General features: G+C 35.1%; 17 protein-coding genes. 5 read left to right on the forward strand and 12 right to left on the reverse strand.

The features are described from left to right. Window positions 1-12: 12 nt before the first annotated feature. The 6 genes from CLU83_RS14560 to tyrS form a co-directional block, all read right to left on the reverse strand. The gene (locus tag CLU83_RS14560; RefSeq protein WP_232727120.1) at window positions 13-1,077 is read right to left on the reverse strand and encodes a glycosyl hydrolase 53 family protein; all 1,065 of its coding nucleotides are present in this window, start codon (window positions 1,075-1,077) and stop codon (window positions 13-15) included. Between the two features lie 161 nt (window positions 1,078-1,238). Next, complete coding sequence (locus tag CLU83_RS14565) at window positions 1,239-2,381, reverse strand: SusE domain-containing protein (protein ID WP_100432281.1); 1,143 nt, start codon at window positions 2,379-2,381, stop codon at window positions 1,239-1,241. A 19-nt stretch (window positions 2,382-2,400) separates the two neighbouring features. Beyond that, window positions 2,401-3,963, reverse strand: coding sequence for a RagB/SusD family nutrient uptake outer membrane protein (locus CLU83_RS14570; protein ID WP_100432282.1), 1,563 nt, complete (start codon window positions 3,961-3,963; stop codon window positions 2,401-2,403). Between the two features lie 29 nt (window positions 3,964-3,992). Next, window positions 3,993-6,971 carry a TonB-dependent receptor gene (locus tag CLU83_RS14575; protein ID WP_100432283.1) on the reverse strand — a complete coding sequence of 993 codons (2,979 nt, stop codon included), beginning with the start codon at window positions 6,969-6,971 and terminating at the stop codon, window positions 3,993-3,995. 444 nt (window positions 6,972-7,415) lie between these two features. Further along, window positions 7,416-11,402 (reverse strand): two-component regulator propeller domain-containing protein, encoded by a 3,987-nt coding sequence (locus CLU83_RS14580; RefSeq protein ID WP_198512295.1) that lies wholly within the window; start codon window positions 11,400-11,402, stop codon window positions 7,416-7,418. A gap of 514 nt (window positions 11,403-11,916) precedes the next feature. Next, the gene (gene tyrS, locus CLU83_RS14585; protein ID WP_100432285.1) at window positions 11,917-13,212 is read right to left on the reverse strand and encodes a tyrosine--tRNA ligase; all 1,296 of its coding nucleotides are present in this window, start codon (window positions 13,210-13,212) and stop codon (window positions 11,917-11,919) included. 151 nt (window positions 13,213-13,363) lie between these two features. On the opposite strand from tyrS, the gene CLU83_RS14590 reads away from it, so the two are divergent. Beyond that, window positions 13,364-14,353: an NAD-dependent epimerase/dehydratase family protein gene (locus CLU83_RS14590; protein ID WP_100433752.1), complete on the forward strand. Its 990-nt coding sequence runs from the start codon at window positions 13,364-13,366 to the stop codon at window positions 14,351-14,353. Between the two features lie 5 nt (window positions 14,354-14,358). Here CLU83_RS14590 and CLU83_RS14595 read toward each other — a convergent pair whose 3' ends face one another. Genes CLU83_RS14595 through CLU83_RS14605 form a run of 3 tightly spaced genes read right to left on the reverse strand, consistent with a single transcriptional unit; the run spans window position 14,359 to window position 16,997 of the window. Then, a complete protein-coding gene (locus CLU83_RS14595) occupies window positions 14,359-14,910 on the reverse strand; it encodes a DUF4296 domain-containing protein (protein ID WP_232727121.1) in 552 nt (183 codons plus the stop codon). Between the two features lie 9 nt (window positions 14,911-14,919). Continuing rightward, window positions 14,920-16,260 carry a dihydroorotase gene (locus CLU83_RS14600; RefSeq protein ID WP_100432286.1) on the reverse strand — a complete coding sequence of 447 codons (1,341 nt, stop codon included), beginning with the start codon at window positions 16,258-16,260 and terminating at the stop codon, window positions 14,920-14,922. A gap of 11 nt (window positions 16,261-16,271) precedes the next feature. Then, window positions 16,272-16,997: a polyprenol monophosphomannose synthase gene (locus CLU83_RS14605; protein ID WP_100432287.1), complete on the reverse strand. Its 726-nt coding sequence runs from the start codon at window positions 16,995-16,997 to the stop codon at window positions 16,272-16,274. 101 nt (window positions 16,998-17,098) lie between these two features. Between CLU83_RS14605 and CLU83_RS14610 the strand changes: the two genes are divergently transcribed. From CLU83_RS14610 to CLU83_RS14620, 3 genes are all read left to right on the forward strand, one after another. Continuing rightward, a complete protein-coding gene (locus CLU83_RS14610; protein WP_100433754.1) occupies window positions 17,099-17,770 on the forward strand; it encodes a DUF4271 domain-containing protein in 672 nt (223 codons plus the stop codon). Window positions 17,771-17,784: 14 nt separating this feature from the next. Continuing rightward, window positions 17,785-18,534 carry a uroporphyrinogen-III synthase gene (locus tag CLU83_RS14615; RefSeq protein ID WP_100432288.1) on the forward strand — a complete coding sequence of 250 codons (750 nt, stop codon included), beginning with the start codon at window positions 17,785-17,787 and terminating at the stop codon, window positions 18,532-18,534. A 277-nt stretch (window positions 18,535-18,811) separates the two neighbouring features. Next, entirely contained in the window at window positions 18,812-19,126 is a 315-nt protein-coding gene (locus CLU83_RS14620; protein WP_100432289.1) for a hypothetical protein, read from the forward strand. Window positions 19,127-19,192: 66 nt separating this feature from the next. Here the strand turns inward: CLU83_RS14620 and CLU83_RS14625 are convergent, their stop codons facing one another. From CLU83_RS14625 to CLU83_RS14635, 3 genes are all read right to left on the reverse strand, one after another. Then, the gene (locus CLU83_RS14625) at window positions 19,193-19,873 is read right to left on the reverse strand and encodes a zinc metallopeptidase (RefSeq protein ID WP_100432290.1); all 681 of its coding nucleotides are present in this window, start codon (window positions 19,871-19,873) and stop codon (window positions 19,193-19,195) included. An 84-nt stretch (window positions 19,874-19,957) separates the two neighbouring features. Next, a complete protein-coding gene (locus CLU83_RS14630) occupies window positions 19,958-20,143 on the reverse strand; it encodes a hypothetical protein (RefSeq protein ID WP_100432291.1) in 186 nt (61 codons plus the stop codon). Between the two features lie 184 nt (window positions 20,144-20,327). Then, entirely contained in the window at window positions 20,328-23,843 is a 3,516-nt protein-coding gene (locus tag CLU83_RS14635; protein ID WP_100432292.1) for a DUF559 domain-containing protein, read from the reverse strand. 451 nt (window positions 23,844-24,294) lie between these two features. Here CLU83_RS14635 and CLU83_RS14640 point away from each other — a divergent pair, with 451 nt between their 5' ends. Then, the gene (locus CLU83_RS14640) at window positions 24,295-24,642 is read left to right on the forward strand and encodes a winged helix-turn-helix domain-containing protein (protein WP_100432293.1); all 348 of its coding nucleotides are present in this window, start codon (window positions 24,295-24,297) and stop codon (window positions 24,640-24,642) included. Window positions 24,643-24,870: the final 228 nt, after the last annotated feature.

Raw genomic sequence — 24,870 nt, forward strand, 5'->3', positions numbered from 1 at the left:
TAATGATTTTAATTAGTTTTTAAACGCATCTAAAGCTGTCGATGGTTTTCCGTTTGATTGCCAAGCATTCAATTGATAACCGCTCCAACTTTTTTCGCCCTCTGGCTCCCAATAAATCACGCCAAGACCTTTGTTGTTTGGAACCGCTTTTACTGCATTTATAACTGCCGTCAACATATCTTTGGTGTTTTGTGCCAAAGTATAATCACCGCCAACTTCTACAACCATCACTTCTTTACCATATCTTGAAACCATGTCGTTTAGGTTGTTTTGCAAGTCGGCAATCGTAACTTTATAATCACTGCCCAACCAATACGGGTAATAAGACATTCCAATTACGTCGTATTTCACATTGTTGGCTTTTGCATTATCAAAAAACCATCTGAATCTTGCATTGTCATTTCCTTTATCAATATGAACAATTACTTTGATGGCAGCATTCACTGCTTTTGTGGCATCATAACCTTTGTTCAAAAGCTGTGCAAGCTGACCGAAATTGGATGATTTTCCTTCTGGCCACAACATTCCATCAGGAATTTCATTGCCAATTTGCACCCATTCTGGCGTTACTCCAGCCGTTTTCAAGGAAGTCAACACATCAAAAGTATGGTTATACACATCGTTTAACAAGTCCGAAAAGGAATGGTTTGCCCAAGCTGCGGGCTTAGTTTGCTTCCCAGGATCGGCCCACGAATCACTGTAATGAAAATCAATCATAATGCGCATTCCTAATTTTTGGGCGCGAACAGCCATCGTAACGGTTTCGGCTGGACTGCAATGTCCGCTGGCTTTGTCATTGGATGGATTTACCCAAACACGAAGACGAATGGTATTAATTCCCCTGTCTTTCAGAATTTGCAAACAATCTTTTTCTGAATTATCCGTATCATAAAATTTGTATCCTGTAGTTTCCATTTGTGGCAGCCAGCTTACATCTGCCCCTTTAGAAAATGTGGATACTACCGGAGGTATTGGCGTTGGATCAGCGTCAGCATTTTGTGCATTGCTACAAGAAAAAACTGTTAACATTGCAAATGCTATCCAAACGAATCGGAATTGTGTTGGTATATTTTTCATTTTTTTAGACCTTTAATAACAGATAGATTTATTATTTTGACAATTGGTACTTCACGCTTACAAAAAACGAATGCCTTTCCAAAATTATGATATTCTTTAAATTTATTGATTTAGAATTATTGGGGATAATTAGTTTTTAGACCATTATCCCCAACATTTCATTAATTAGCCATTTTGATTGTTTTATCAATAGCGTTAATCGTTATGGTGTATGATCCTGGCGTACCTACAAATTTAAAATTGGCGTCGTTGCTTCCGTCATTTTGAAGTTTGGCATCAATTGTATAACCTAAATCAGCATAATGCTTATAGTTATTATTGGTGTCCCATACGCCTTGTGATTCAAAAAATCGAAATACTCCAGCAGAGAAAACAAATGTTGCCTGCCAAATATCTGGTGTTTTTTCAGTGATTTTTGTTTCACCACCGCTAAAATTCCAAGCCCCCGGAGTAGCATCACCTACTACCCATAATGGACCCGAAGGATTTAGTGTAATTGTTTTTTTAACGCTGTCTATTACTAATCCATAGATTCCTGCTGTACCAATAAATACGAAATTAAAATCACCTGACCCTTCGTTTTCAAAACGAGCATCAATAGCGTATCCTTTGTCTTTATAGTATTTGTAGCTTAATCCGGTTGCCCAATCGTTCTCGGCTGAGAACAATCGAAATTTACCTGCCTTAAAAGCTAATTTCACAGTCTGAACATCAGAAGCGCAATTTGTGGGAGCTGTAAAATTCCATCCTACATTTTCTATTGCATCACCAACAACCCAAAGTGGATTGCAAGCGGTTGAAGTAGCCGCTTTTTCAATCAGTGTAATATTTATCATTTGAACTGTAGAAGTAATTTCTTGAGTACCTGCGCCACCGTTACCAATTTTAGACTTTACTCTAAAATAGACAATTCCCGTGTTATTTGGTTTTCCGGCACTGTTGGTAGTTTTGGGATCTTCATCTAAACCCAATTGATCAGCTAAATCCAATAATTGGCTTACCAAAACCGACATATTGGTTTGTTTTGAAACTCCTATTGAAAGAGGTTTTTTAAACGACTCATCTATTGCCGCTTGAACTTCATAATCGCTATTTACGCCTGAAATTGGGGCATTCCAAATAAATCGATCGGCAATATTACTTTTTGTTTCTTTCGACAATAAATATTCGCTGGCAAAATTATTTGTAAAAGCAATTTGTTCTGATCCCAAATCAGCTATAAAAATTGGTTTGTCTTCCTCTGAACAACTAGTAAATAAGAGCGCATTACTAATAAGAAATATAGAATAAATTAATTTTTTCATCTTTGTTTCGTTTTATATTTTAATACCCAGGGTTTTGTTTTAAGTTAGGATTGGATAAAATTTCCGACACCGGAATTGGGAACAAGTTGTATTTGCTGTCCACTCCTTTTCCGTTCAAGACACCACCTTTCCAAGCCCATAAATAATCTGCTGAAGTGAATTTTTTATAGCGGATAAGATCGGTTCTTCTGTATCCTTCCCACATCATTTCTCTAGCTCTTTCGTCTAGAATAAACTGTAAATTCAAATCTTTTGAAGCAATATTTCCCGAAGTGCTGTTGGGGTCATTGGCATAAGCTCTTCCTCTTATTTTGTTGATATTGCTTAGCGCCAATTGTAAATCTCCTCCTGTTCCGCCTCTTAAAACTGCTTCTGCATAAATCAAATACATTTCAGGCAAACGGAAAACCGGAAAATCAATATCGCTCAAATTATTATAGGTGTTTTTTTGCGGAATTTTAACCCCTGCTCTATCTACATTTCGGTATTTATAAATCGAATAACCACTTAGTGAATTGGATAACGACACCACTTCCAAGGTGCGTTTTGCCTCATCTTTTTCTGTCCAAAACACTGCTCTTTTATCAACACTTGTGTCGTGTGTTGGAAACAAAGACACAATAGACGGTGTTACACGATAAAGATTCCAACTGGCGCTCATGCCATTAATTTCTGCAGGAACACCTGATGCGCCTAATGCAAAAACATTTGTGGTTCCCCAAGAAGTTACATATTCATTATTATAGTTGAAGGTGAAAATAAATTCGCTGGTGTTTTTATTGTTATCCCCGAGCATCAGCCATTGATGATTCGAAACTAATGAATAACCTGCATCAATTACTTTTTTGCTATAAGTAATGGCTTCCGTATAATGTGCTTCGCCGGAATATACCTCAGCATTCAGATAGAGTCTAGCCAAAAGCGACCAAACTGCAGCTTTATCGGCACGTCCGTATTCGTTGGCTTTTGGAGCGGCCATAGATGCATCAATCGCTTTCAATTCCGATTCAATAAAACGGTACAAATCGGCTTGTTTTATTTGTTTTGGAATTTCGCCATTGGCCAATGTTGCTTCCGTTGCAAACGAAGGGTTTCCAAACAAATCCAAAAGCATCCAATAGGCATAAGCTCTAACAAAACGCACTTCGGAATAGTACTTTGCAATCTCTGCTTTATCAGCTTCAGAAAAACCTCTTTTGCTTACCATTTCTGGCGATGCTTCGATAATAAAATTATTGCAAAGCGTAATCAGGTACAAGCCACTTTTATATACATCGGCAGATTCAGTATGATCAGCCGACCAGTCTAACTCAGTAGTTTTATGGCTATCCCAGGTATTTACAGCTTCGTCACTAGAGACTTCCTGCAATTCCCAATAACCTCTGTAGAAGAAATTATTAGCACCCGATAATTGAATATATGTAGAAACAAGCCCTTGTTTATACCCATCAAGCGTGCTAAATTGGACATCATTGGTCAATGCATTTGTAGGGAATCGGTCCAAATCATTTGTGCAGGATGTAACCATCAAAGCCACCAAAAGGATTCCAATATATTTGATTTTAAATAAACTTTTTTTCATTTTTATAATTTTAATAAATTAAGTTTTCCTTAGAAATTTAAATTCAAAGAAAGCGAATAGGTTCTTGGTGCAGTATAGATAGCTCCATTGTTGCTCCCCCAATTATAGGATGCTTCAGGATCACCTCCTGTAAAATCGGTGATTACGAATACGTTTTGAACAGAAGCAGATAAAATAACTTTGTTATTGTCTTTTTTAGGATTGATTAAATTTCCAAAATCATAACTTAAATTAATGTTATCCATTTTTAAGAAAGAAGCGTCTTGTAAATAATAATCACTGTATTGCTGATTAACATTTCCTGCCTGCGTAAAACCAGTTTCGAAATAAGATTGGTCAATATTATTGCGTGTTAAACCGCTGTAAATAGCCGATAAATTGTCGTTTGGTTTGTAAAACACATATTGTCCAAGATTAGAATGAAAGGCCATACCCAAGGCTAATTTTTTATAATTAAAAGCGGTATTGAAGCCAATAATATGTTTTGGCGAAGAACTTTCGGTTCTGTATCTGTCTTTTTCATTGATAAGTCCATCGTTATTTAAATCCACCATTTGATCTTCGATAGGTTTTCCTTGAGCATTGTAAACTTGATGATAAACAAAGAAAGTATTTCTAGAATACCCAACAGAATTTACTAATATATTGCCGCTCAATAAACCTACTCCCGAATCATCTCCTACAGAAAGTTTGGTGATTTTATTTTCGTTGTAGCTATAATTAACGCCTAGATTCCAATCGAAATCTCCCTTTTTGACAAGTAAGGCATTAACATTTACTTCTAAGCCCCTGTTTTCTAAACTACCAATATTTTTAACAATGTTATTGGCAAAATCTGTCCCAGAAGGAATGGTAACATCGTTTAGCAAGTCATCTGTAACTCTATGATAAACATCAAAACTTCCATAAATTCTATTGCTGAATAAACCCCAATCTAATCCAATATTCGAAGTTGTTGATTGTTCCCATTTTCTGTTACGGTCGGTTGCACTAGGATCTACTCCTTGAATGAAATTATTCCCTATTGGGTATTTAATGTTAGATGCGCCTAAGTTGTAAATTGGGATATAACCATAATTACCAATTCCTTCTTGTTGTCCTGTTACTCCCCATCCAATTCTAAATTTAAGATTAGAGATAACTTTCGAATCGACTAAAAACTTTTCGTCATTTATTTTCCAAGCCCCAGATACTGATGGAAAAGAACCCCATCTTGTTTTTGGAGAAAAACGAGATGAACCATCGGTTCTATAGGTGCCTGTCAGCACATATTTATCTTTAAATGTGTAAATTAATCTACCAAAATACGATATTAAGGTGTTTTGCGGAATGTCAAAATTGAAATTTGGTTTTGAACCCGGTTGCACATTCCCATCAACATCGTAGGATGGATAAAAATAGTTGGTCGTTTTGAAATCATTATACGAATAACCTGCCAAAGCTTCGATACGGCTGTCGATAGATTTGATTTCTTTTGAATAATTCAATGTCGTTTCTGAAAATACATTTTCGGTTTTATATCCTAGATCTCCTTTAGAAACATATCCATTAGAAATGCTTACTGGAAAATAATTGGCTGGTGCATAATAATCCCAAGTGCCATTAGCAACATCATAACCTGAATTTATTTTAATGCTTAAATCAGGAAAGGAATGTACCTTATAATCCAATTGAAGATTTCCAATACTTCTAAGACTTGAAGTCCTGTCTTGAACTTGTTCGAGAATGGAAACCGGATTATTATGTCCGTGTAGGACTGCCGGATTTGATGCAAATTCAGAATATTGCCAATATCCTCCATAAATCGAATTAGGATCTTTAACAGATTGCGTAGGATCGAATGTCACGGCGGTATAAATGGCACTTTCGTCCGCTCTTCTCTCTTTTTGGCTTATTCCTTTAACATTCAAATTCACTTTAAGATGATCATCAAAAAAAGTAGGATTGATATTAAGTGTAACTGTATTTCTCTTAAAATTTCCTGTTTTCAACGTTCCATCTTGGTCTAAAAAACCATAAGAAAAACGGTATGGCAATGCTTTTATGCCTCCAGTAAAACTTATTGAATTGTCATAGGTCAAAGCAGTTTGATAGATTTCATCTTGCCAATCCGTGTTGGCTGTACCTAATTTAAAATCAGAAATAGGCACTCCAGCAACTATTGACGCTTGCTTGGCAACCTCCCTGTACTGATCTCCCGACAAAAGATCTTGTTTGTAGATATTGCTAGATGCGGAAAATTTTGATACAAATGAAACTTTCAGATCTCCTTTTCCTCCTGCTTTAGTAGTAATAATTATAACTCCATTCGATCCTCTTGAGCCATAAATTGCAGCAGCAGAAGCATCTTTAAGAATACTAAAAGAAGCAATATCATCTGGATTCAAAGCGCTTATCACACCAGGTCCATCGGATAAACCAATTGGCACCCCATCAATCACGAATAATGGATTATTGGAAGCACTCAATGAGGCTCCTCCTCTTAACAAAAAAGAACTGCCGGCACCTGGTTTTCCGCTTACGGGTGTTATTTGCAAACCAGGAACTTTATTGGCAATAAGCTGCTCGGCATTGGTTACAAATCCTTTTTGGAATTCTTTAGCATTTACTTGGGTTACGGAACCAGTAAGATCTTTTTTCTTGGTTGAACCATATCCAATAACCACTACTTCATTTAGTGTTTTAGACGTTTCTTGAAGGGATATATTCAAGATATTTCCTGTAATTTTTTTCTCGACAGTTGCATATCCTAAAAATGAAAATACTGCAATATCTCCAGTTGCTGCTTTAATTTGGTAATTCCCACTGTAGTCGGAAATCGCACCATCAGTACTGTTTTTTATTGTTATCGTTACACCGGGCAGACTTGCCTTGGTTACTCCGTCTATTATAGTACCTCTAACATCTATTTTTTGTCCAAAAAATAAAAGAGGTATTAAAAAAATAATCAATGAACAGGATAGCTTGTATGCTATGGAAGTTCTTTTTCGCTTTGGTTTCGTATTCATATTAGGTTTTGATTGTAATAGTTATTTTTTTTTTGTTTTAGGATTGGTTACTGTTCATTTCTTTTTTTCATCATTCAATTTTGGTTTGTTTTTTAAGTTAGTATGGTTTGTTTAAAACTCATTTTCAATCTAAGTGTCCAATCAAAAAAAAGACACTGATCGAATGGTAAAATTATACTTGGAGTTATAAACAAAAGGGGCACGAAATCGTTTTTTTAGGGGCACGAAATCGTTTTATTTCAGAAAATAATCAGCGCAAAAGCCCTGAAAAACAGTATGGTGAAGGAATTTTATTGTGCCATTTGGAAATATAAAATAGTTTTCCCACATCCCAGCCCTCTCCAAAAAGGAGGGAGATAGAGTCGGATTATTTTATGCTTCTAAAAGGTATTATTTGTGGTATCCAGTTTGCGTTCGAATACTTAAAAAACAAAATGAAGGGTTTTATTTTTCCTTCATATAAAAAGTTGGAGGATTGCCAAAACGTTCCTTGAATAGCTTACTAAAATATTTTCGGTCGGAATAACCTACTTGATAGCAAACTTCGTTTAGGGTATATTGTTTTGTTTTAAGAAGTTGTTTGGCTTTTTTTAATCTATAATCCCGCATATACTCAACAAGCGACAAGCCTGTTAAGGTTTTTAGTTTTTTATAAAGCACGGAGTGGCTCATTCCAAGTTCTTTGGCTACTAGATTTGCGCTAAGATTATCCGAATCAATGTTTTTTTCGATAAAGAGTCCTAAATTTTCAAGAAATTCTTGGTCTTTTTTATTTTTTACAAATTCAGAGACATCGGTTGTGTCTTCTGAATGAAATTTTTGGTGTAATAAACTTCTGTTTTTAAGAATATTTTTAATTCTGGCACGAAGAAGCGACTCATTAAATGGTTTGGTAACATAGTCATCGGCCCCCATTTCAAATCCCTCTAATTTATGCATAAAAGAATCTCTGGCGGTCAACAATATAATGGGAATATGACTTGTGCTAACATTTGATTTCAAATTATGGGTAAGCTCAATACCGTCCATAATAGGCATCATAACATCGCTTATGATAAGATCCGGTAATTTATCCAAAGCCATTTCCAGTCCTTCTTTCCCATTGGGTGCTTGTAAAATAGTAAACTCGTCCGAAAGAAGTTCGACTATATAGTTGCAGATATCAATATTGTCTTCAACAATAAGCAGGGTTTGTTCTTTTGCGGGAACTGGAGTATCGATGCCTTGCGTTAGCACTTCAACTTTATTCGGTTTAGTGGTAAAATAACTTTCAATAAATTCATCATTAGCTTCATTGGCTCCAATTTCGGCATCATTATAAAAAGAATTTCCTTTTTTTAACAGAATTGTAAACGTGCTGCCGGCTCCTTTTTTACTTTTAACCTTTATTTCTCCTTTGTGCAGTTTTATAATTTCATTCGAAATGGTTAATCCTAATCCAAATCCTGCTCCATTGATGTTGTTGGCTTCATTGGCCTGATAAAACCGATTGAATATTTTGGAGAGGTGTTTTTTTGAAATTCCAATTCCTTCATCGACCAATTCCAATTGTACTTCCGCATCGGTTTCTGTAATAGACAGTTTTATGGAGCCTCCCGTGTTTGTAAATTTCAAGGCATTGGAAAACAAGTTATAAAGCACTTTTTCCATTTGCTTTTTGTCAAACCATAGTTCCATAATTGGACTTGAGGATTCAAATTCAAACTTAATATCCTTTTGATAGGCAAATTCTTTGAAGGAGAGGTATATCTCTTTGCTAAACTTGACCCAATCCGCTTTTACGACCTTTAACTTGATTTGACGATGCTCCAGCTTTCGATAATCAAGAAGTTCATTGACTAGATTAAGCAGGTATTCTCCATTTTTTTTGATGGCACCAAAAGGATTTTGTTGGTGTTCTTCAGGATATTCATTGCTTTTCAATAATTTATTTATGGCACTCAAAATAAGTGTAACCGGAGTTCGTATTTCATGGGAAATATTAGTGAAGAAATCCTGTTTCAAATTATGAAGCTCCACTTCCTTTTCACGAGAAAACTTTTCAAATCTTAAATCCGCTTTCATTTTTTCCCACGAAATGATGTACTTTATAGAAATTCGCAACATTAAAATTCCTAAAATCGCATAAATCAAAAAAGCCCACCATTCTAACCAAAAAGGCTTTAGTATTTTAATATTCAAAGCACTATACTCATTCCCCCATTCACTTCCCAATTCCCTGCTTCTTACTTTAAAAACATATTGCCCAGGAGAAAGATTGGTATAGGTAGCCGATCCATCTTTACCTATAGACCTCCAATTCCTGTCGAAATTATCCATTTTTATCTGGTATTCGCAACCGGCAGATGACGGAAACAGCATTGCCGCAAATTCGAAAGTGATTACATCCTGATCGTGTTTTAAAGTAATATTTTCGGAAAAAGAAATGTCCTTTTTTAATACCTCGTCTTCGCCAATTAGGACTTCTTTGTTGAAAAGTTTAAAACTTGTAAATTTTACTTCAGGAGTTATATTTTTGACCTTAATGGTTTCGGGATTAAATTTGACAACTCCTTTGGAACAGCCAAAATACAGCATTCCTTCTTCATCTTTGAAGCAGGAATTTATGTGATAATCTCCTTTGAGATTGGAAAAGCTTTTAAACGCTTTTGTGGCATAATCATAATTAAAAATCCCTTGCTTGGTGCTAAACCAAATCAGTCCTTTATTGTCTTCTATAATTGCCGTTACGGTTTGATAACGAACGTTTTTGAAATTATCAAACCGATTGATTTTTTGAGTTTTTTTATCCAATAAATCGATTCCTTCACCAGCTGTTCCTATCCAAATATTTCCTTTTGTATCTTTTAAAATGCTGTAAACATAATCACTGCTTATTGAATTTTTATTCCCATCCACACTTTTATAAACCTTAAAACGGTCGGTTTTTGTATCGAAAAGATTCACGCCTCCGCCAAAAGTTGCCAGCCAAATTAAATCACCATCTTTTTGAAGTGATATTACATTGTCGCTGCTTATGGAATTTTTATCCCCTGTTTTCTTTTTAAAACTTTTAAACTCTTTTGCAGTAACATCAAAATAATTAAGTCCACCCCCCCAAGTTGCGACCCAAATATTATTTTCATCATCTTCAACAACGTAACGAACGTCATTAAAACTCAAAGATTTTGGGTCGCCTATCTCCTGTTTGAATTGAGTAAAACTTCCCGTTTTATAGTTAAAATTAACAAGTCCATTTACAAAAGTGCCTATCCAGAGAGTCCCATTGCGGGCTTTATTGATGTATTGAATATAATCATCCCCAATTGAATTTTTATTGGCGCTGTTGTAACGCTTTGCTGCATGGCCATTTGGCTGTAAAACGGTCAATCCTTTTCCGTCTAATCCCATAAAAAAGGCATCCTTGTTTTTATAGACCGACAGTACCGAAATAGGTGATTCGCCCTTGCTTGCACTAGGTAAAAAAGTATAATCTTTATTAAGACGCAACACATCGACACCATTCCAAGCTGTTCCCAACCAAATATTGGAATTCTCATCTTCCATTAAAGCATAAATAGCATTGCTGGAAATAGACGACTCCGATTGGGAATCATTGGTATAACTAGTGACTATCGGATGTGTGCTCTTTATGTTTTGTATTTTAAAAAGTCCAATTCCATCCGTACCAATCCAAATTGCTCCATTTCGACTCCTTTTAATACAGCGTACAATATGGATTTCTTTGTCTATTCCATACGATTTTTTCTGGAAACCCAAGTTATTCACATCAAAGGTTAGTAATCCTTTTCCGCTGGTTCCTATCAAGATTTCATTCTTGTTCAATCCAATTATCGAATGGATATAATCGGGAGAAATACCGCTTGAAGACTTGATTCGGATAAACTTCCCCGTTTTTGGATTAAATTTATTCAATCCTCCTCCGAAGGTGCCAATCCAAAAATTTTTATTTCCATCTTCATAAATGCTTCTAACGTCATTATGGCTAATCGAATAATTGTTTTTGCTTTCGAATTTATAGGTTTTAAATGTTTGTTCTTTTTCATTGAAAAAGGACATTCCATTTTTTGTCCCTAGCCAAATCGTTCCTTTGGAATCTTCAAAAAGGCTATTCAATTCATTGGAAGGAATCGATCGATTATCGTTGGGAATGTTTTTGTAGGTTACAAATTTATCATTTGAAGGATTATATAAATTCAATCCGCCCCCGAGTGTCGCTATCCAAATTTTCCCTTTATGGTCTATCAGCAAATCGGAAATACTATTGGTACTTAAAGCGCTGTTTTGTTTGTTGTATATTTTAATTTTATTGCCATCATACCGATTTAGTCCATTTTGGGTAGCAATCCAAACAAAACCGTTTTTCTCCTTTACAATACTGCTTACCCTGTCATTAGACAATCCATTAGTTTGGTTTATTTTACTAAACATCACTTGAGACTGGCAAAAACAAGGCGTAAAAACAGAATATATTGAAAGGAAAAAAAATGTAAAAACAGCGTTTTTTAGTTTTGTTTTCAAAGCAAAATTCAAATTAAGAGGATTCCGACAGTAGATTATTGAAAAAATTTTAGCACAAATAAACTATTTAAAATTTTGTTCTAAACGACAAATATAAATAATTGAAATTTATTTGATTGTTTTTTTTAATTATAATGAATTTAAAAACAACTATTCTAATGAATGTTTAAAAACACTGTTAATGCCATTTGTAATCTGAAAATGTCATATAAAGAAAGATTGTCTTTTTTGTAGTTCAATTTAAAATCTAAATAGCTTAAAACATATCGAATAGCAATTGATTCCAAGCAAAAAAAATCCCAATAACTCTTTTCGAGCTATTGGGACGTTTTGATAATTCTGATATTCGGGGTTGTAATTTGATGATAATTAAAAAAGTTAGTTTATTGAATCGTTAAATCGGCTATACATCCCGATTAAACAGTTAAACCACTCTAATCACAAAATAATTTTTCTTACCGCTTTGCAAAAGCACAAATTGGTTATTGATTAAATCTTTGCTCGAAAGCGCAAATTCTTCAGTTACTTTTTCCTTGTTCACCGAAATAGAATTGGCAGTCAAAGCTCTTCTTGCCTCACCATTTGATTTAAAGAAACCAGTTTTTTCGTTCAGAACTTTAATAATATCAAGACCTGTTTCTATATCGCTTTTTGAAATCTCAGCTTGTGGAACTCCATCAATTACTTCTAAAAAGGTTTTAGCATCTAATTTGATTAAACCATCCATTTTAGGATTAAAAAAGGCTGCTGTGGCTTCAATTGCTTTTTCCAACTCTTCTTTTGAATGTACAAAAACTGTCAACTCTTCGGCCAATTTTCTTTGTAAAACTCTTAAATGTGGCGCAACTTTATGCTCTTCGATTAAAGCGTCTATTTCTTCTTTTCCTAAGAAAGTGAAAATTTTAATATATTTCTCTGCATCTACATCAGTCGTGTTCAACCAAAATTGGTAAAATTTATAAACCGAAGTTTTATCCGCTGTCAGCCAAACGTTTCCGCCTTCGGATTTTCCAAATTTAGAACCATCGGCTTTGGTAATTAACGGACAGGTCATTGCAAAAGCTTTGGCTTCTTCTCCAACGTTCATTCTGCGAACCAATTCAGTTCCTGTTGTGATATTTCCCCATTGGTCCGAACCGCCCATCTGCAGTAAACAATTGTATTCTTTATGCAAATGATAAAAATCGTATCCTTGAATTAATTGATAGGTAAACTCCGTGAAAGACATTCCCTCGCCTTCGCCAGACAAACGTTTCTTAACAGAATCTTTGGCCATCATATAATTTACCGTGATACGCTTACCAACATCACGGGCAAAATTGATGAATGACAAGCCCTTCATCCAATCATAGTTATTCACCAAAACCGGAGCATTTGGCGTTGTTTCATTGAAGTCTAAGAATCGTGACAAAACTCCTTTTATTCCTTCAACATTGTGATTTAAAGTGGCTTCGTCCAATAAATTTCTTTCATCAGATTTTCCGGAAGGATCTCCAATCATTCCAGTTGCGCCACCTACCAAAGCAATAGGTTTGTGACCAAAATTTTTAAGGTGAACCAATAAAATAATCGGCACCAAACTACCAATGTGCAAAGAATCTGACGTAGGATCAAATCCAATATAAGTAGTTGTCATTTCTTTTAAAAGCTGTTCTTCAGTTCCTGGCATGATATCGTGAACTAAACCACGCCATTGTAATTCGGAAATAATATTTTTCATTATGTACTAATCAATTTTGGGCAAAGGTAGGAAATTCAATGGCAAAATTCAATTTCAATTTCAATGGCAATGGAAAACTCAATTCAATGTTTTAAAATTGATTTTTGATTTTGAAATTGTCATTGAAATTGATTTTCCTATATTTGTAAATATGGTATTAGTCACAGGAGGAACAGGTTTAGTCGGCGCACATCTATTAATTCACCTAACAGAAAAAGGAGAACAAGTTCGTGCTATTTATAGAAATTTAGATAACATCCAAAAGACAAGATCACTCTTTTCTTTGTACAAAAAAGATGTTTTTTTTGAGTTAATTGAATGGACTCAAGCTGATATTCTGGATATTCCTTCTTTAGAGAATGCTTTTCAAGGAATTGACAAAGTGTATCACTGTGCCGCTATGATTTCTTTTGATCCAAAAGACGAAAATCTGGTCCGGAAAACAAATATCGAAGGCACGGCAAACATTGTGAATTTTTGTTTAGCATATAACATCCAAAAACTTTGTCATGTAAGCACAATTGCAGCTCTTGGAGACTTAGTTGCACACGAATCTATTATTACTGAAGAAACCGAATGGAATCCCGAAAAACTGCATAGCGATTATGCAATTTCAAAGTATGGTGCAGAAATGGAAATTTGGCGCGGTCAGCAGGAAGGCCTTAAAGTTGCAATTATAAATCCCGGTGTTATCATAGGATCTGGATTTTGGAATCAGGGAAGCGGTGAGATTTTCAAGAAAGTAAAAAATGGACTGCCTTTCTACACCAAAGGGTCAACTGGTTTTGTCACAGTCACTGATGTTGTAAATATACTGTATCAATTAATGGAAAGCTCTATTCATGGAGAACGATACACACTAATTGGCCAAAATATCAATTTTCAAGATTTTTTATTCTCAGTTGCTGATGCTTTAAAAGTCAAAAGACCCAAGTATCATGCAACCCCTTATATGATGAATTCCTTGTCTAAATTGAGCTGGATCGCTTCTACTGTTTTTGGTCAAAAAAGACAGCTCAGCAAAGCTTCTGCCAAATCTTCTTATTCATCGGATTTATATTCTAATGAAAAAATAAAAAACGCCTTGAACATAACATTCACAGACGTTTCTGATTATATAAAAAAAATTGTTGTTTTGTAGTTAGTCTATTTTTTAAGCTTTAAATTCTTTCCTTTTTTAGCTTTCTTTATAGAATCTATCTTTTTAATCTTCAGCTCTTTCCTTTTTTTAGATTTACTTATAGAATCTTTCTCTTTTTTTATTTTTAATTCTTTGGCTTTCTTAACTTTATTTATAGAATCCAGTATTTTTTTTCCTTTTGCTTTTTTAAGTGCTGCTTCCTTTTTTTCGGCCTTTTTATTAATCAAATCCACTACATCTTTCTCCTTTTTTAATCGGTCGTTTACGGCATCAAACATCTTTTTATATTCTCTATAATCAGAGGCATAATATGCATTGCTCTTAGCAAACTGAATACTGTCAATTTTATATTTTTTGAAAATATATGTTTTTGGGTTTACCCCATTTTTATATAAAGAATTTGGATCTTGGTATCTTATAGCTTCCAAAAGCGAGATGTCATAAAATATAGCTGCCATCACCTTTTTATCAATAAGATTGTCTGGTCTTTCAACCAAATCCTTATTACAGCTAAAAAATGAAGCAACTAAAATAAAAAGAGATATTACTTTTTTCATATTCTATAATTATCGGTCAAATAACATTCTTTGTCCAGCACGAATGTCTTTTACTTTAAAACCCGAATAAACTAACTTCCCATTAACGAAAGTATGCGTGATTCTAGATTTAAAAGTAAATCCTTCAAAAGGAGACCAACCGCATTTTGAAAGTATATTTTCTTTCTTAACACTCCAAGGCAAACCTGAATTAATAATTACCAAATCAGCATAATAACCTTCTTTAATGAAACCTCTTTTTTCAATTTTGAAAATCTTAGCCGGATTATGACACATCTTTTCAACGATTTTCTCCACACTAATTTTTCCTTGATGATAGGCTTCAAACATCGCTACAAGTGCATGCTGCACTAATGGCCCTCCTGAAGGAGCCTGTAAATATTTTTGTTTTTTCTCTTCCAGTGTATGAGGCGCGTGATCGGTAGCAATTACATCAATCCGTCCGTCATTAAGCGCTTCCCAAAGCACTTTTCTGTCATTAGCGGTTTTTACAGCTGGATTCCATTTAATAAAATTCCCTTTTGTTTCATAATCATCATTAGTAAACCACAAATGATGCACACAGACTTCGGCTGTAATCTTTTTTTCTTCCAGTGGAATTTTATTGGTAAACAACTCCATTTCTTTAGCAGTCGAAAGATGGAAGACATGCAGTCTTGCACCCGTTTTTTTGGCCAAAGCAATTGCTTTTGAAGAAGACAGATAACAAGCCTCTTCACTGCGGATAAGATGATGAGCCGTTACAGGAACATCTTCGCCAAACTCTTCTTTATATTTTTCCAGATTATTTTTGATAGTCATCTCGTCTTCACAATGAACTGCAATCAGCATGGAAGTACACGAAAATATTTTCTCTAATACCGCTTCATTATCCACCAGCATATTTCCTGTAGAAGATCCCAAAAATATTTTAATCCCGGCAACATTCTTAGGATTTGTTTTTAGAACTTCTTCCAAATTATCATTAGTAGCGCCCATCATAAACGAATAATTGGCAAATGACTTTTCAGAAGCTATTTGGTATTTTTCTTCCAGAATTTCTTGAGTAACGGCATTTGGAACTGTATTGGGCTGTTCTATGAATGAAGTTATGCCTCCAGCAACTGCCGCTCTTGACTCGGATTCGATATCCCCTTTATGAGTAAGACCCGGCTCTCTAAAATGCACCTGATCATCAATAACTCCAGGGATAAGATAATTCCCTTCGGCATCGATAATCATACAGTCAGATGATTTCAAGCTGATATTATCCGAAATCTCAACAATAAGATCATTCTCTACAAGAACGTCTCCTTCAAAAATAACTCCTTCATTTACTATTTTAGCATTCTTAATTAAATATCTATTCATAGCATTCTCTTTTACAAACTGTTAAATAACTTTTTTAAACGCAGCATAATAACTCCAAATACAGCTTCAACTATTATGGAATTACTCATTTTGGATTGCCCCTTAGTCCTGTCGGTAAAAATAATCGGCACTTCCGAAATGGCTAATTTATTACAATAAGTACGGTATTTCATTTCAATCTGAAAAGCATAACCAACAAATCTAATCTTATCCAGATTAATCGATTCGAGGACTATTCTTTTATAACAAACAAAACCAGCTGTTGCATCGTGAATTTTCATCCCAGTTATCATGCGGACATAAACGGACGCAAAATAAGACAGCAAAACACGGCTTAAAGGCCAGTTAACAACATTAACTCCGGTAACATAACGTGAACCAATAGCTAAATCGGCATCACCAAAATGACAGGCATCGTATAATTTCTCTAAATCACTAGGGTTATGAGAGAAATCTGCATCCATTTCAAAAATAAAATCATAATTATTTTTCAATGCCCATTTAAAACCATGGACATACGCGGTTCCCAAGCCAGATTTCTGGGCTCTTTTCTCCAAAAACAATCTATCCCTATACTCTTCCTGAAGCATAACTACCTTATCAGCAGTATGATCCGGAGAGTTATCATCAATAACCAAGACATGGAAAGATTTGTGTTGAGAGAGCACCGCTCTGACAATGCTTTCGATGTTTTCAATTTCGTTATAAGTAGGAATTATAACAATGCAATTGTTCATATTTCGCGTAATTTCGTTGCAAAAGTAACCTTTTTATGCCATTTGATTATTATAAAATTATAATAAATAATGTTATAAAAATTAGTAATTTTGCTCTAATTATGACTGAACACATACTTCATCCAAGAATAACTGATACTAGCGATTGGGTAACTATAATTTTCATTATGGCTTTTGGCATTATTGCATTGACCAAATCTGTTTATGAAAACCGTTTTGAAGATTTTTCCAAATTAATTTTCTCCGACAAATACACTAGAATATACAGAGACAGCAGCCATTTGATGGATATGTTTTCAATTCCCTTATTCTTTGTTCAGATAATTTCCTTTTCTTTTTTTATTCAAATTGTACTAAGCCAATTTGGTTATGGAACAAAAACAGACTGGATATTGTTTATTCAGATTTTTACTTTTGTGACTTACTTTATTTTCTCAAAATTCCTGATTGAAAAAATCATCGCAACGTCGTTTAAGATAGAAGAAATTGCCGAACAGTTTAATTTACAAAAGATTAGCTACAGAACTTATGTAGGTTTATTATTACTCCCAATTGACATCATTTTATTTTATTATGATTCTGCTTTAAAGAATATCCCCCTGCTAATCCTATACAGCATAATAGTTTTAAATATTTTTCTGTACCTGTTTTCAATAAAAAATTACAGAAAAGAAATTTTCAGCAAGTTGTTTTATTTTATTTTATATCTTTGCACTCTCGAAATAGCACCCTATTATTTTATGTATTATTGGTTTACAAAAGATAGCGTTTAGAAATTATTTAAAATATGAAAGTGAAAACAATTTTGGTATCGCAGCCAGAACCTAAAGTGGAAAATTCTCCATACTTTGAGCTACAGCAAAAGCATAAAGTAAAAATTGATTTCAGACCTTTTATTCATGTAGAAGGAGTAAGCGCGAAAGAAATTAGACTTCAAAAAATTGATCTAAATAATTATACCGCTATTATATTGACAAGTAAAAATGGCGTGGATCATTTTTTTAGAGTGGCAGAAGAAATGCGTTATAAGATTCCTGAAGGATTAAAATACTTTTGCCAGTCTGAAGCGATTGCATTTTACCTGCAAAAATATGTAGTGTACAGAAAGCGTAAAATATATGTCGGGCCAAAAGACTTTGCCGATTTGTCGCCTTTGATCAAAAAATACAAAGACGAAAAATTCCTGCTTCCAGCTTCAGACCAATTAAATGCGGACATTCCTGTCACATTAAACACTTTAAAAGTAGATTGGACTCCAGCTACTTTTTACAAAACAGTAATGAGTGACTTATCTGATTTAGCAGATGTTTATTATGATGTTTTGGCTTTCTTTAGTCCTACCGGAATTAAATCTTTATATAAAAATTTTCCCGACTTTGAACAAAACGATACTCGAATAGCCGTTTTTGGCAGTACTACTCAAAAAGAAGCTCTTGATCACGGATTACGTGTAGACATAATGGCTCCAACACCAGGAACTCCATCGATGACAATGGCTTTAGAAAAATATATAATAGAGGTTAACAAAGCAAAATAGTCATATCCAAAACTACTATTTTTAAAATCCAAATTCCAATTTACGTTAATTGGGATTTGGATTTTTATTTTTAAATCATTTCAGTTATTTTTGATTACAGATTAAACCAAAATTACTTTTTTAATTCAAACAAACAGTCATGGATATCTTTTTTTTAGCGACACAAAGTTTTCAAACAAAAGCTATTCGAAACTCTTTAGACAAACAAATCTAACTTTATCTAACCAAAAGAACTTTATGAAAAAAGCCCGATTAAGCCCTCATAATCCCATTATCCATGCTAATTGCCAATTGTAGCTCTGCAAAAAAAGGAAAATCAGATTATGTTGAAGTTAAAAAAATCAGCTATAAAACTGATATCGAACCTATAATTGCAAACAGCTGTACTCCTTGCCATATACCGCCTCAAGGAAGAAAAGAACCACTGGAAAGCTACGATCATGTAAAAACAAATATTGGCGCTATACTGGAACGCGTTCAGCTGCCACAGGACAATCGTAAATTTATGCCTCCAGTAAACAAAAAACCGGCGCTAACTGCTGACCAACTTGCAGTTTTAATAAAATGGCAACAACAAGGTATGACTGAATAATACTTTTATAAAAATCCGTCTCAATTTTACATTGAGGCGGATTTTATTTTTTAAATCGCTATGAAATTACCTTCTATTATTAAAAATTGAAATGTAATACAACAAGGTAGCAATAGAACCCAATGCTGCAACTACATAAGTTCTGGCTGCCCATTTCAAAGAATCCTTTGCTCCTGCATGCTCTTCACGAGTTAACATGTTTTTATTTTCCAGCCAAGCCAGAGCCCTGTTGCTCGCATCATATTCTACAGGTAAAGTCACAATAGAAAACAAAGTTGTTGCCGCAAAAATCACGATTCCAATCAACAAAAGTGCTGGAAAGGTTCTAATCATCAAGATTCCTGCTAACAAAATCCACTGCATGTAGGATGAAGCCACATTCACAACTGGCACCAACTGGGAACGCAAAGTCAGCATACTATAAGCCGTAGCGTGCTGTACGGCATGACCGCATTCATGCGCCGCAACTGCCGCTGCTGCCGCGTTTCTTTGGTTATAAACGGCCTCGCTTAAATTAACCGTTTTATCCGTTGGGTTGTAATGGTCGGTCAATTGTCCTTCAACCGAAATTACTCTTACGTCGTAAATTCCGTGATCAGCAAGCATTTTCTCAGCTATTTCACGTCCAGACATTCCGTTTTGCAAATGCAGTTTCGAATAAAATTCAAATTTACTCTTTAGTGTAGAACTCACTAACCAACTTGCCAGCATAATACCGCCCGCAAGAATTAAATAACTCATTCCCATATTTTTGTTTTTTATAGTTTAGTTTCAAAATAAACATCAAATTCTGAACCAAATTATAGTTGTGTCATTTTGGCATTTACAAAATTATCTGCAGATCGTAATAAAGGCTATCAATTCTGTAGCTTCATAATACGTAAAAGAGACATTTATAATCTCATACCCTTCTGAAGACTTAGCATTCAAGAAAACTTCTACTTCTCTTGACAATTCATCTTTCATACTGGAAAAACCAGCCTTTTTTTTCAAAATGTGAATTTCGTGTTTTTTCATTTTTATGTTTTTTATATTGGTTGTAAAAAAGCGAAAAATGTTACACAAAAAAATCCCAAACCCCAATCGTAAAATTGGAATTTGGAATTCATATATTTTGCAGATTCGAACGTAGAGACGCACTGCAGTGCGTCTCTACAATATTCGTCTCTACAATATCGTCGTTACAATGTGCGTTCTGTAATTACCCCACCAAATTGATGATTTTCCCCGGAACAATAATCACCTTATTCGGTGTTTTACCATCCAGTTGTTTGATGGTTCTTTCGTCTTTCATTACGATTTCCTCGATTTGTTCTTTGGTTAAATCCAAAGGTAAATTGATAGTAAAACGCATTTTTCCGTTGAAAGAAACCGGATATTCTTTATCGCTTTCCACCAAATGAGCAGGCTCAAATACTGGGAACGGAACAGTTGCAATAGAACCTGTATTTCCTAGCAATGACCATAATTCTTCTGCAATGTGTGGCGCATAAGGCGAAATCACAATCGCCAATGGTTCTAGAATAGCACGAGAATGACAGTTTTGCGTTGACAATTCATTCACACAAATCATAAACTGAGAAACCGAAGTATTGAAAGAGAAACTCTCGATATCCTCAGCTACTTTCTTAATTGTTTTGTGCAATGATTTCAAGTTGTCTTTTGTTGGTTCATCATTGGTAACAATCAAACCATTTTCGTCAAAATACAAACGACACAGTTTTTTCAAGAATCCAAAAACTCCCGAAATTCCTGCCGTGTTCCAAGGTTTCGCTTGTTCCAATGGCCCCAAGAACATTTCGTACAAACGCAACGTATCGGCTCCGTATTCGTTACAAATATCATCTGGAGTAACTACATTGTATTTGGATTTTGACATTTTTTCGACTTCGCGACCAACGATGTATTTTCCGTTTTCTTCAGTAATAAATTCTGCATCAGCATAATCCTCTCTCCACGCTTTAAATTTTTCAACATCCAATTCATCAGAGGAATTTACAAAATTGACATCTACATGTAACTTATTAAAAGAATCTTCGTAAAGTCTAATAGAATCAACATTCGATTTTAAATACTTAAATATTTTTTTACCTAAATCATCAAGAATGATGTTATCAATTTTATGAGTGTTATAATAAACACCATCACGTCTAATATCTATAAAAATATCATTTCCATAATCGATATTAGCAAAAAATTTGTTTAATTCTTTTATATAAAATTGTGAAATATAAACATTTTTCACATCTCCAATCTCATCCAAATTATTATATCCCGACACACTTGTAATTGCTAGTCTATAAACAAACGCACTCATCCCCAAAATCATTCCCTGATTAATCAGCTTTTTGAATGGTTCTTCAGTAGGTGCAAAACCTTTGTCTTTTAAGAATTTGTTCCAAAAACGGGAATACAATAAGTGACCAGTTGCGTGTTCGCTTCCGCCAATGTATAAATCCACGCTTTCCCAATAAGCCAATGCTTCTTTGCTAGCAAATTCTCCTTCATTTTTTACATCCATATAACGCATCCAATACCAAGAACTTCCCGCCCAACCCGGCATCGTGTTCAATTCTAAAGGAAAAACAGTCACCTCCCCTAACCCCTCCGAAGGAGGGGAAAGAAGCTCGTTCGAAACAACTTTGTTATTTACACTATCCCAAGCCCAAACTGTTGCATTTCCCAATGGAGGTAATCCGTCTTCGGTTGGCAAGTATTTTTCAACTTCCGGCAAGATGATAGGTAAATGTTGCGCATCAATCATTTGTGGCAAGCCATTCACATAATACACAGGGAAAGGCTCTCCCCAATATCTTTGACGAGAGAAAACCGCATCACGCAAACGGTAATTGATTTTCCCTTTTCCTTGACCTATTTTTTCAAGCTCCTCAATTATCTTTTTGGTTGCTTCCTTGTAATTCAGTCCGTTTAAGAAATCCGAATTGGCAATCTCCACATTGTCTTTAGAACCAAAAGCCTCTTTGGAAATATCCACATTTGCAAAAATGTTCTTGATTTCCTGCATTCCTTTTTGCCCTTTGAAGAAATTAGCAAAAGCATAATCTCTTTCGTCACCACAAGGAACCGCCATCACAGCACCTGTTCCGTAGCCAGCCAAAACATAATCCCCAATCCAAACCGGAATCGGTTCTTTAGTGAACGGATGCTCAGCAAACGCTCCCGTGAAAACTCCAGAAATAGTTTTCACATCCGCCATACGCTCTCTTTCGGAACGCTTGGCTGTTTTTTCTATGTAAGCCTCAACTTCCGCTTTTTGTTCTGGAGTTGTAATTTGTGCAACCAATTCGTGTTCCGGCGCAAGAGTCATGAATGTAACTCCGAAGATGGTGTCGGGACGAGTTGTGAATACCTGAATCCCCCTAGCCCCCGAAGGGGGAACAATGGCGTTATTCAGTTCATGTTTTATAATATTTAAAACACTATCAATATTATTTAAAATCTCCTTATTATTGAATCGAATTACTTTAAATCCTTTTTCATTAAGAACTTTTGTGCGTTCGGCATCTGCTTCTTGTTGAGAATCATGAATTCCTCCATCAACTTCAATTACCAATTTCTTTGAAAGGCAAACAAAATCAACAATATAATCATCAATCAAATGTTGTTGTCTAAATTTAAAATCTAAAGCTTTCGATTTTAAATTTAACCACAATATTTTTTCAGCTTCTGTTGGATTGTTTCTCATTTCTTTTGCTCTCTCAAGCAATAAATGAGAATTATTTCCTCCCGTCATATAACCTAAAGTTTTTTCAGACTCCAAGTTCTCTTCCCCTTCGGGGAAGGATAGGATGGGGAAAGAAACCATCGCTCCAACCGATTTCCCAATCCAATTCCTCTGACTTTCTTTTATAGACTCACTCCAGTCAATATCATTCAAACCTTGCAGTAAACGCTCCGCATAAGCCGAAATTCGCATACTCCATTGAGTCATTTTTTTACGAATCACAGGATAACCGCCACGCTCCGAAACACCGTTTACGATTTCGTCATTCGCCAAAACCGTTCCCAATCCCGGACACCAGTTCACTTCAGTCTCTGCCAAATACGTCAATCGGTATTGCAGCAAAATTTTCTCCTGCTGTTCTTTTGCGAAAGCGTTCCATTCATTTGCCGAAAACACTTCAATATTATCGTCGCAAACCGCATTTACATTCGCATTTCCTTCCGCAGAAAAAACTGAAACCAAAGTTGAAATATCCTCTGCCTTATCTGTATTTTTATTGTACCAAGAATTAAACAATTGGATAAAAATCCATTGCGTATGCTTGTAATAATCAGGATTCGAAGTACGCACTTCACGATCCCAATCAAATGAAAATCCTATTTTGTCCAACTGCTTTCTGTACCCGGCAATCACTTTTCCTTCCTTGTCTACGCCACCATCAATATTTACGCGAGTCGTGTCCTCTGGACGTTGTCCGGTCTGAATCGCATATTGCTCTGCCGGCAACCCAAAACTGTCGTACCCCATCGGGTGCAACACGTTAAAACCTTGGTGTCTTTTGTATCTTGAGTACACATCCGATGCGATGTACCCCAGCGGATGCCCCACGTGCAATCCCGCTCCAGACGGATAAGGAAACATATCCAACACATAATGTTTTGGTTTGTCTGAATCGTTTTTGGCCGCAAAAGTTTTATGCTCTGCCCAGTATTTTTGCCATTTGGCTTCTATTTCGTTCGGATTGTATTTCATTCCTTTTATCTATATTTTTTTTATCGGAGTCATGCTTTCGCACACTCAAGTTCTTTTTTGAGTTGCTGAGTTACTTAGAAACTGAGTTGCTAAGTTTTAATACGCTGAATTATAAGTTTGCAAATTTACATTTATTGTATGGGGTATGAAAATAATTTATTTCTCTAAATTTTAAAATAATTTGGGCGTGACCCTCCGTAAAAAACTACGGGTCGGGCTTTACGTTCCCGCTTTTTTTCTTCATCAATTACTTCGGTTTAAACCCGAAGTAATTGATGAAGAAAAAAGAGCTCCACTTTAATCCCTCACGCAAAACACCAAGCCAGAAACAATCACATTTCCGTTTATTTTATAATGAAAGATGATTTTTTTTACAATAAAAAAATAGAATGTACTGGTTTTTTATAAGTAAAAATACTTATGTTTGCAGTATGTTTTAAAAAACACACCTATGTATTCCACTAAAAAATACAAAATTGAAGTTCGTCTTTGGATTGAAGAAGCCGAAGGTCCCTTTTTGGGAATTGGAAAAATCTGGCTCTTAGAAAATATTCAAAAAACAGGTTCAATAACCAATGCGGCTAAAGAAATGAAAATGGCGTACCGACAAGCGTGGCAATTAGTCGAAGAAATGAACCAGCGTGCCGAAAGTCCTTTGGTCGAAAAATTATTAGGCGGTAAAGGCGGCGGTGGCGCGCGATTAACCGAAGCCGGTGAAAGAGCCATTGCTGTATTTTACGAAATCGAAAAACGGATTAAGGATTTTGCACAAAAGGAAACGGAGAATCTAAAATTTTAGCATTTATAACATCAGTAACCCATTGGTTGTAATCATTTTAAACACATAGAAACATAGATTTTATAAGTTCAAAAGTAGGCGTTTCACTTATTTTAAGTACCCATAGCCTCTATGTGAAAGAAATGTATTTCTTTTTTGCATTCTTTTTTTAATAAAGTCTATGTTTCTATGTGTTAAATATTTTTTTTGAATGCCTCCAACAGGTTATCAGTATTCATTTGTAAACAC

Origin of the sequence: Flavobacterium sp. 1, assembly GCF_002797935.1 — a bacterium.
Classification (GTDB): Bacteria; Bacteroidota; Bacteroidia; order Flavobacteriales; family Flavobacteriaceae; genus Flavobacterium.

Bases quoted from the DNA above. Each gene is read 5' to 3' on its own strand.
- CLU83_RS14560 (WP_232727120.1), bottom strand. From the start codon at position 1,077: ATGAAAAATATACCAACACAATTCCGATTCGTTTGGATAGCATTTGCA.
- CLU83_RS14565 (WP_100432281.1), bottom strand. From the start codon at position 2,381: ATGAAAAAATTAATTTATTCTATATTTCTTATTAGTAATGCGCTCTTA.
- CLU83_RS14570 (WP_100432282.1), bottom strand. From the start codon at position 3,963: ATGAAAAAAAGTTTATTTAAAATCAAATATATTGGAATCCTTTTGGTG.
- CLU83_RS14575 (WP_100432283.1), bottom strand. From the start codon at position 6,971: ATGAATACGAAACCAAAGCGAAAAAGAACTTCCATAGCATACAAGCTA.
- CLU83_RS14580 (WP_198512295.1), bottom strand. From the start codon at position 11,402: ATGTTTAGTAAAATAAACCAAACTAATGGATTGTCTAATGACAGGGTA.
- tyrS (WP_100432285.1), bottom strand. From the start codon at position 13,212: ATGAAAAATATTATTTCCGAATTACAATGGCGTGGTTTAGTTCACGAT.
- CLU83_RS14590 (WP_100433752.1), top strand. From the start codon at position 13,364: ATGGTATTAGTCACAGGAGGAACAGGTTTAGTCGGCGCACATCTATTA.
- CLU83_RS14595 (WP_232727121.1), bottom strand. From the start codon at position 14,910: ATGAAAAAAGTAATATCTCTTTTTATTTTAGTTGCTTCATTTTTTAGC.
- CLU83_RS14600 (WP_100432286.1), bottom strand. From the start codon at position 16,260: ATGAATAGATATTTAATTAAGAATGCTAAAATAGTAAATGAAGGAGTT.
- CLU83_RS14605 (WP_100432287.1), bottom strand. From the start codon at position 16,997: ATGAACAATTGCATTGTTATAATTCCTACTTATAACGAAATTGAAAAC.
- CLU83_RS14610 (WP_100433754.1), top strand. From the start codon at position 17,099: ATGACTGAACACATACTTCATCCAAGAATAACTGATACTAGCGATTGG.
- CLU83_RS14615 (WP_100432288.1), top strand. From the start codon at position 17,785: ATGAAAGTGAAAACAATTTTGGTATCGCAGCCAGAACCTAAAGTGGAA.
- CLU83_RS14620 (WP_100432289.1), top strand. From the start codon at position 18,812: ATGCTAATTGCCAATTGTAGCTCTGCAAAAAAAGGAAAATCAGATTAT.
- CLU83_RS14625 (WP_100432290.1), bottom strand. From the start codon at position 19,873: ATGGGAATGAGTTATTTAATTCTTGCGGGCGGTATTATGCTGGCAAGT.
- CLU83_RS14630 (WP_100432291.1), bottom strand. From the start codon at position 20,143: ATGAAAAAACACGAAATTCACATTTTGAAAAAAAAGGCTGGTTTTTCC.
- CLU83_RS14635 (WP_100432292.1), bottom strand. From the start codon at position 23,843: ATGAAATACAATCCGAACGAAATAGAAGCCAAATGGCAAAAATACTGG.
- CLU83_RS14640 (WP_100432293.1), top strand. From the start codon at position 24,295: ATGTATTCCACTAAAAAATACAAAATTGAAGTTCGTCTTTGGATTGAA.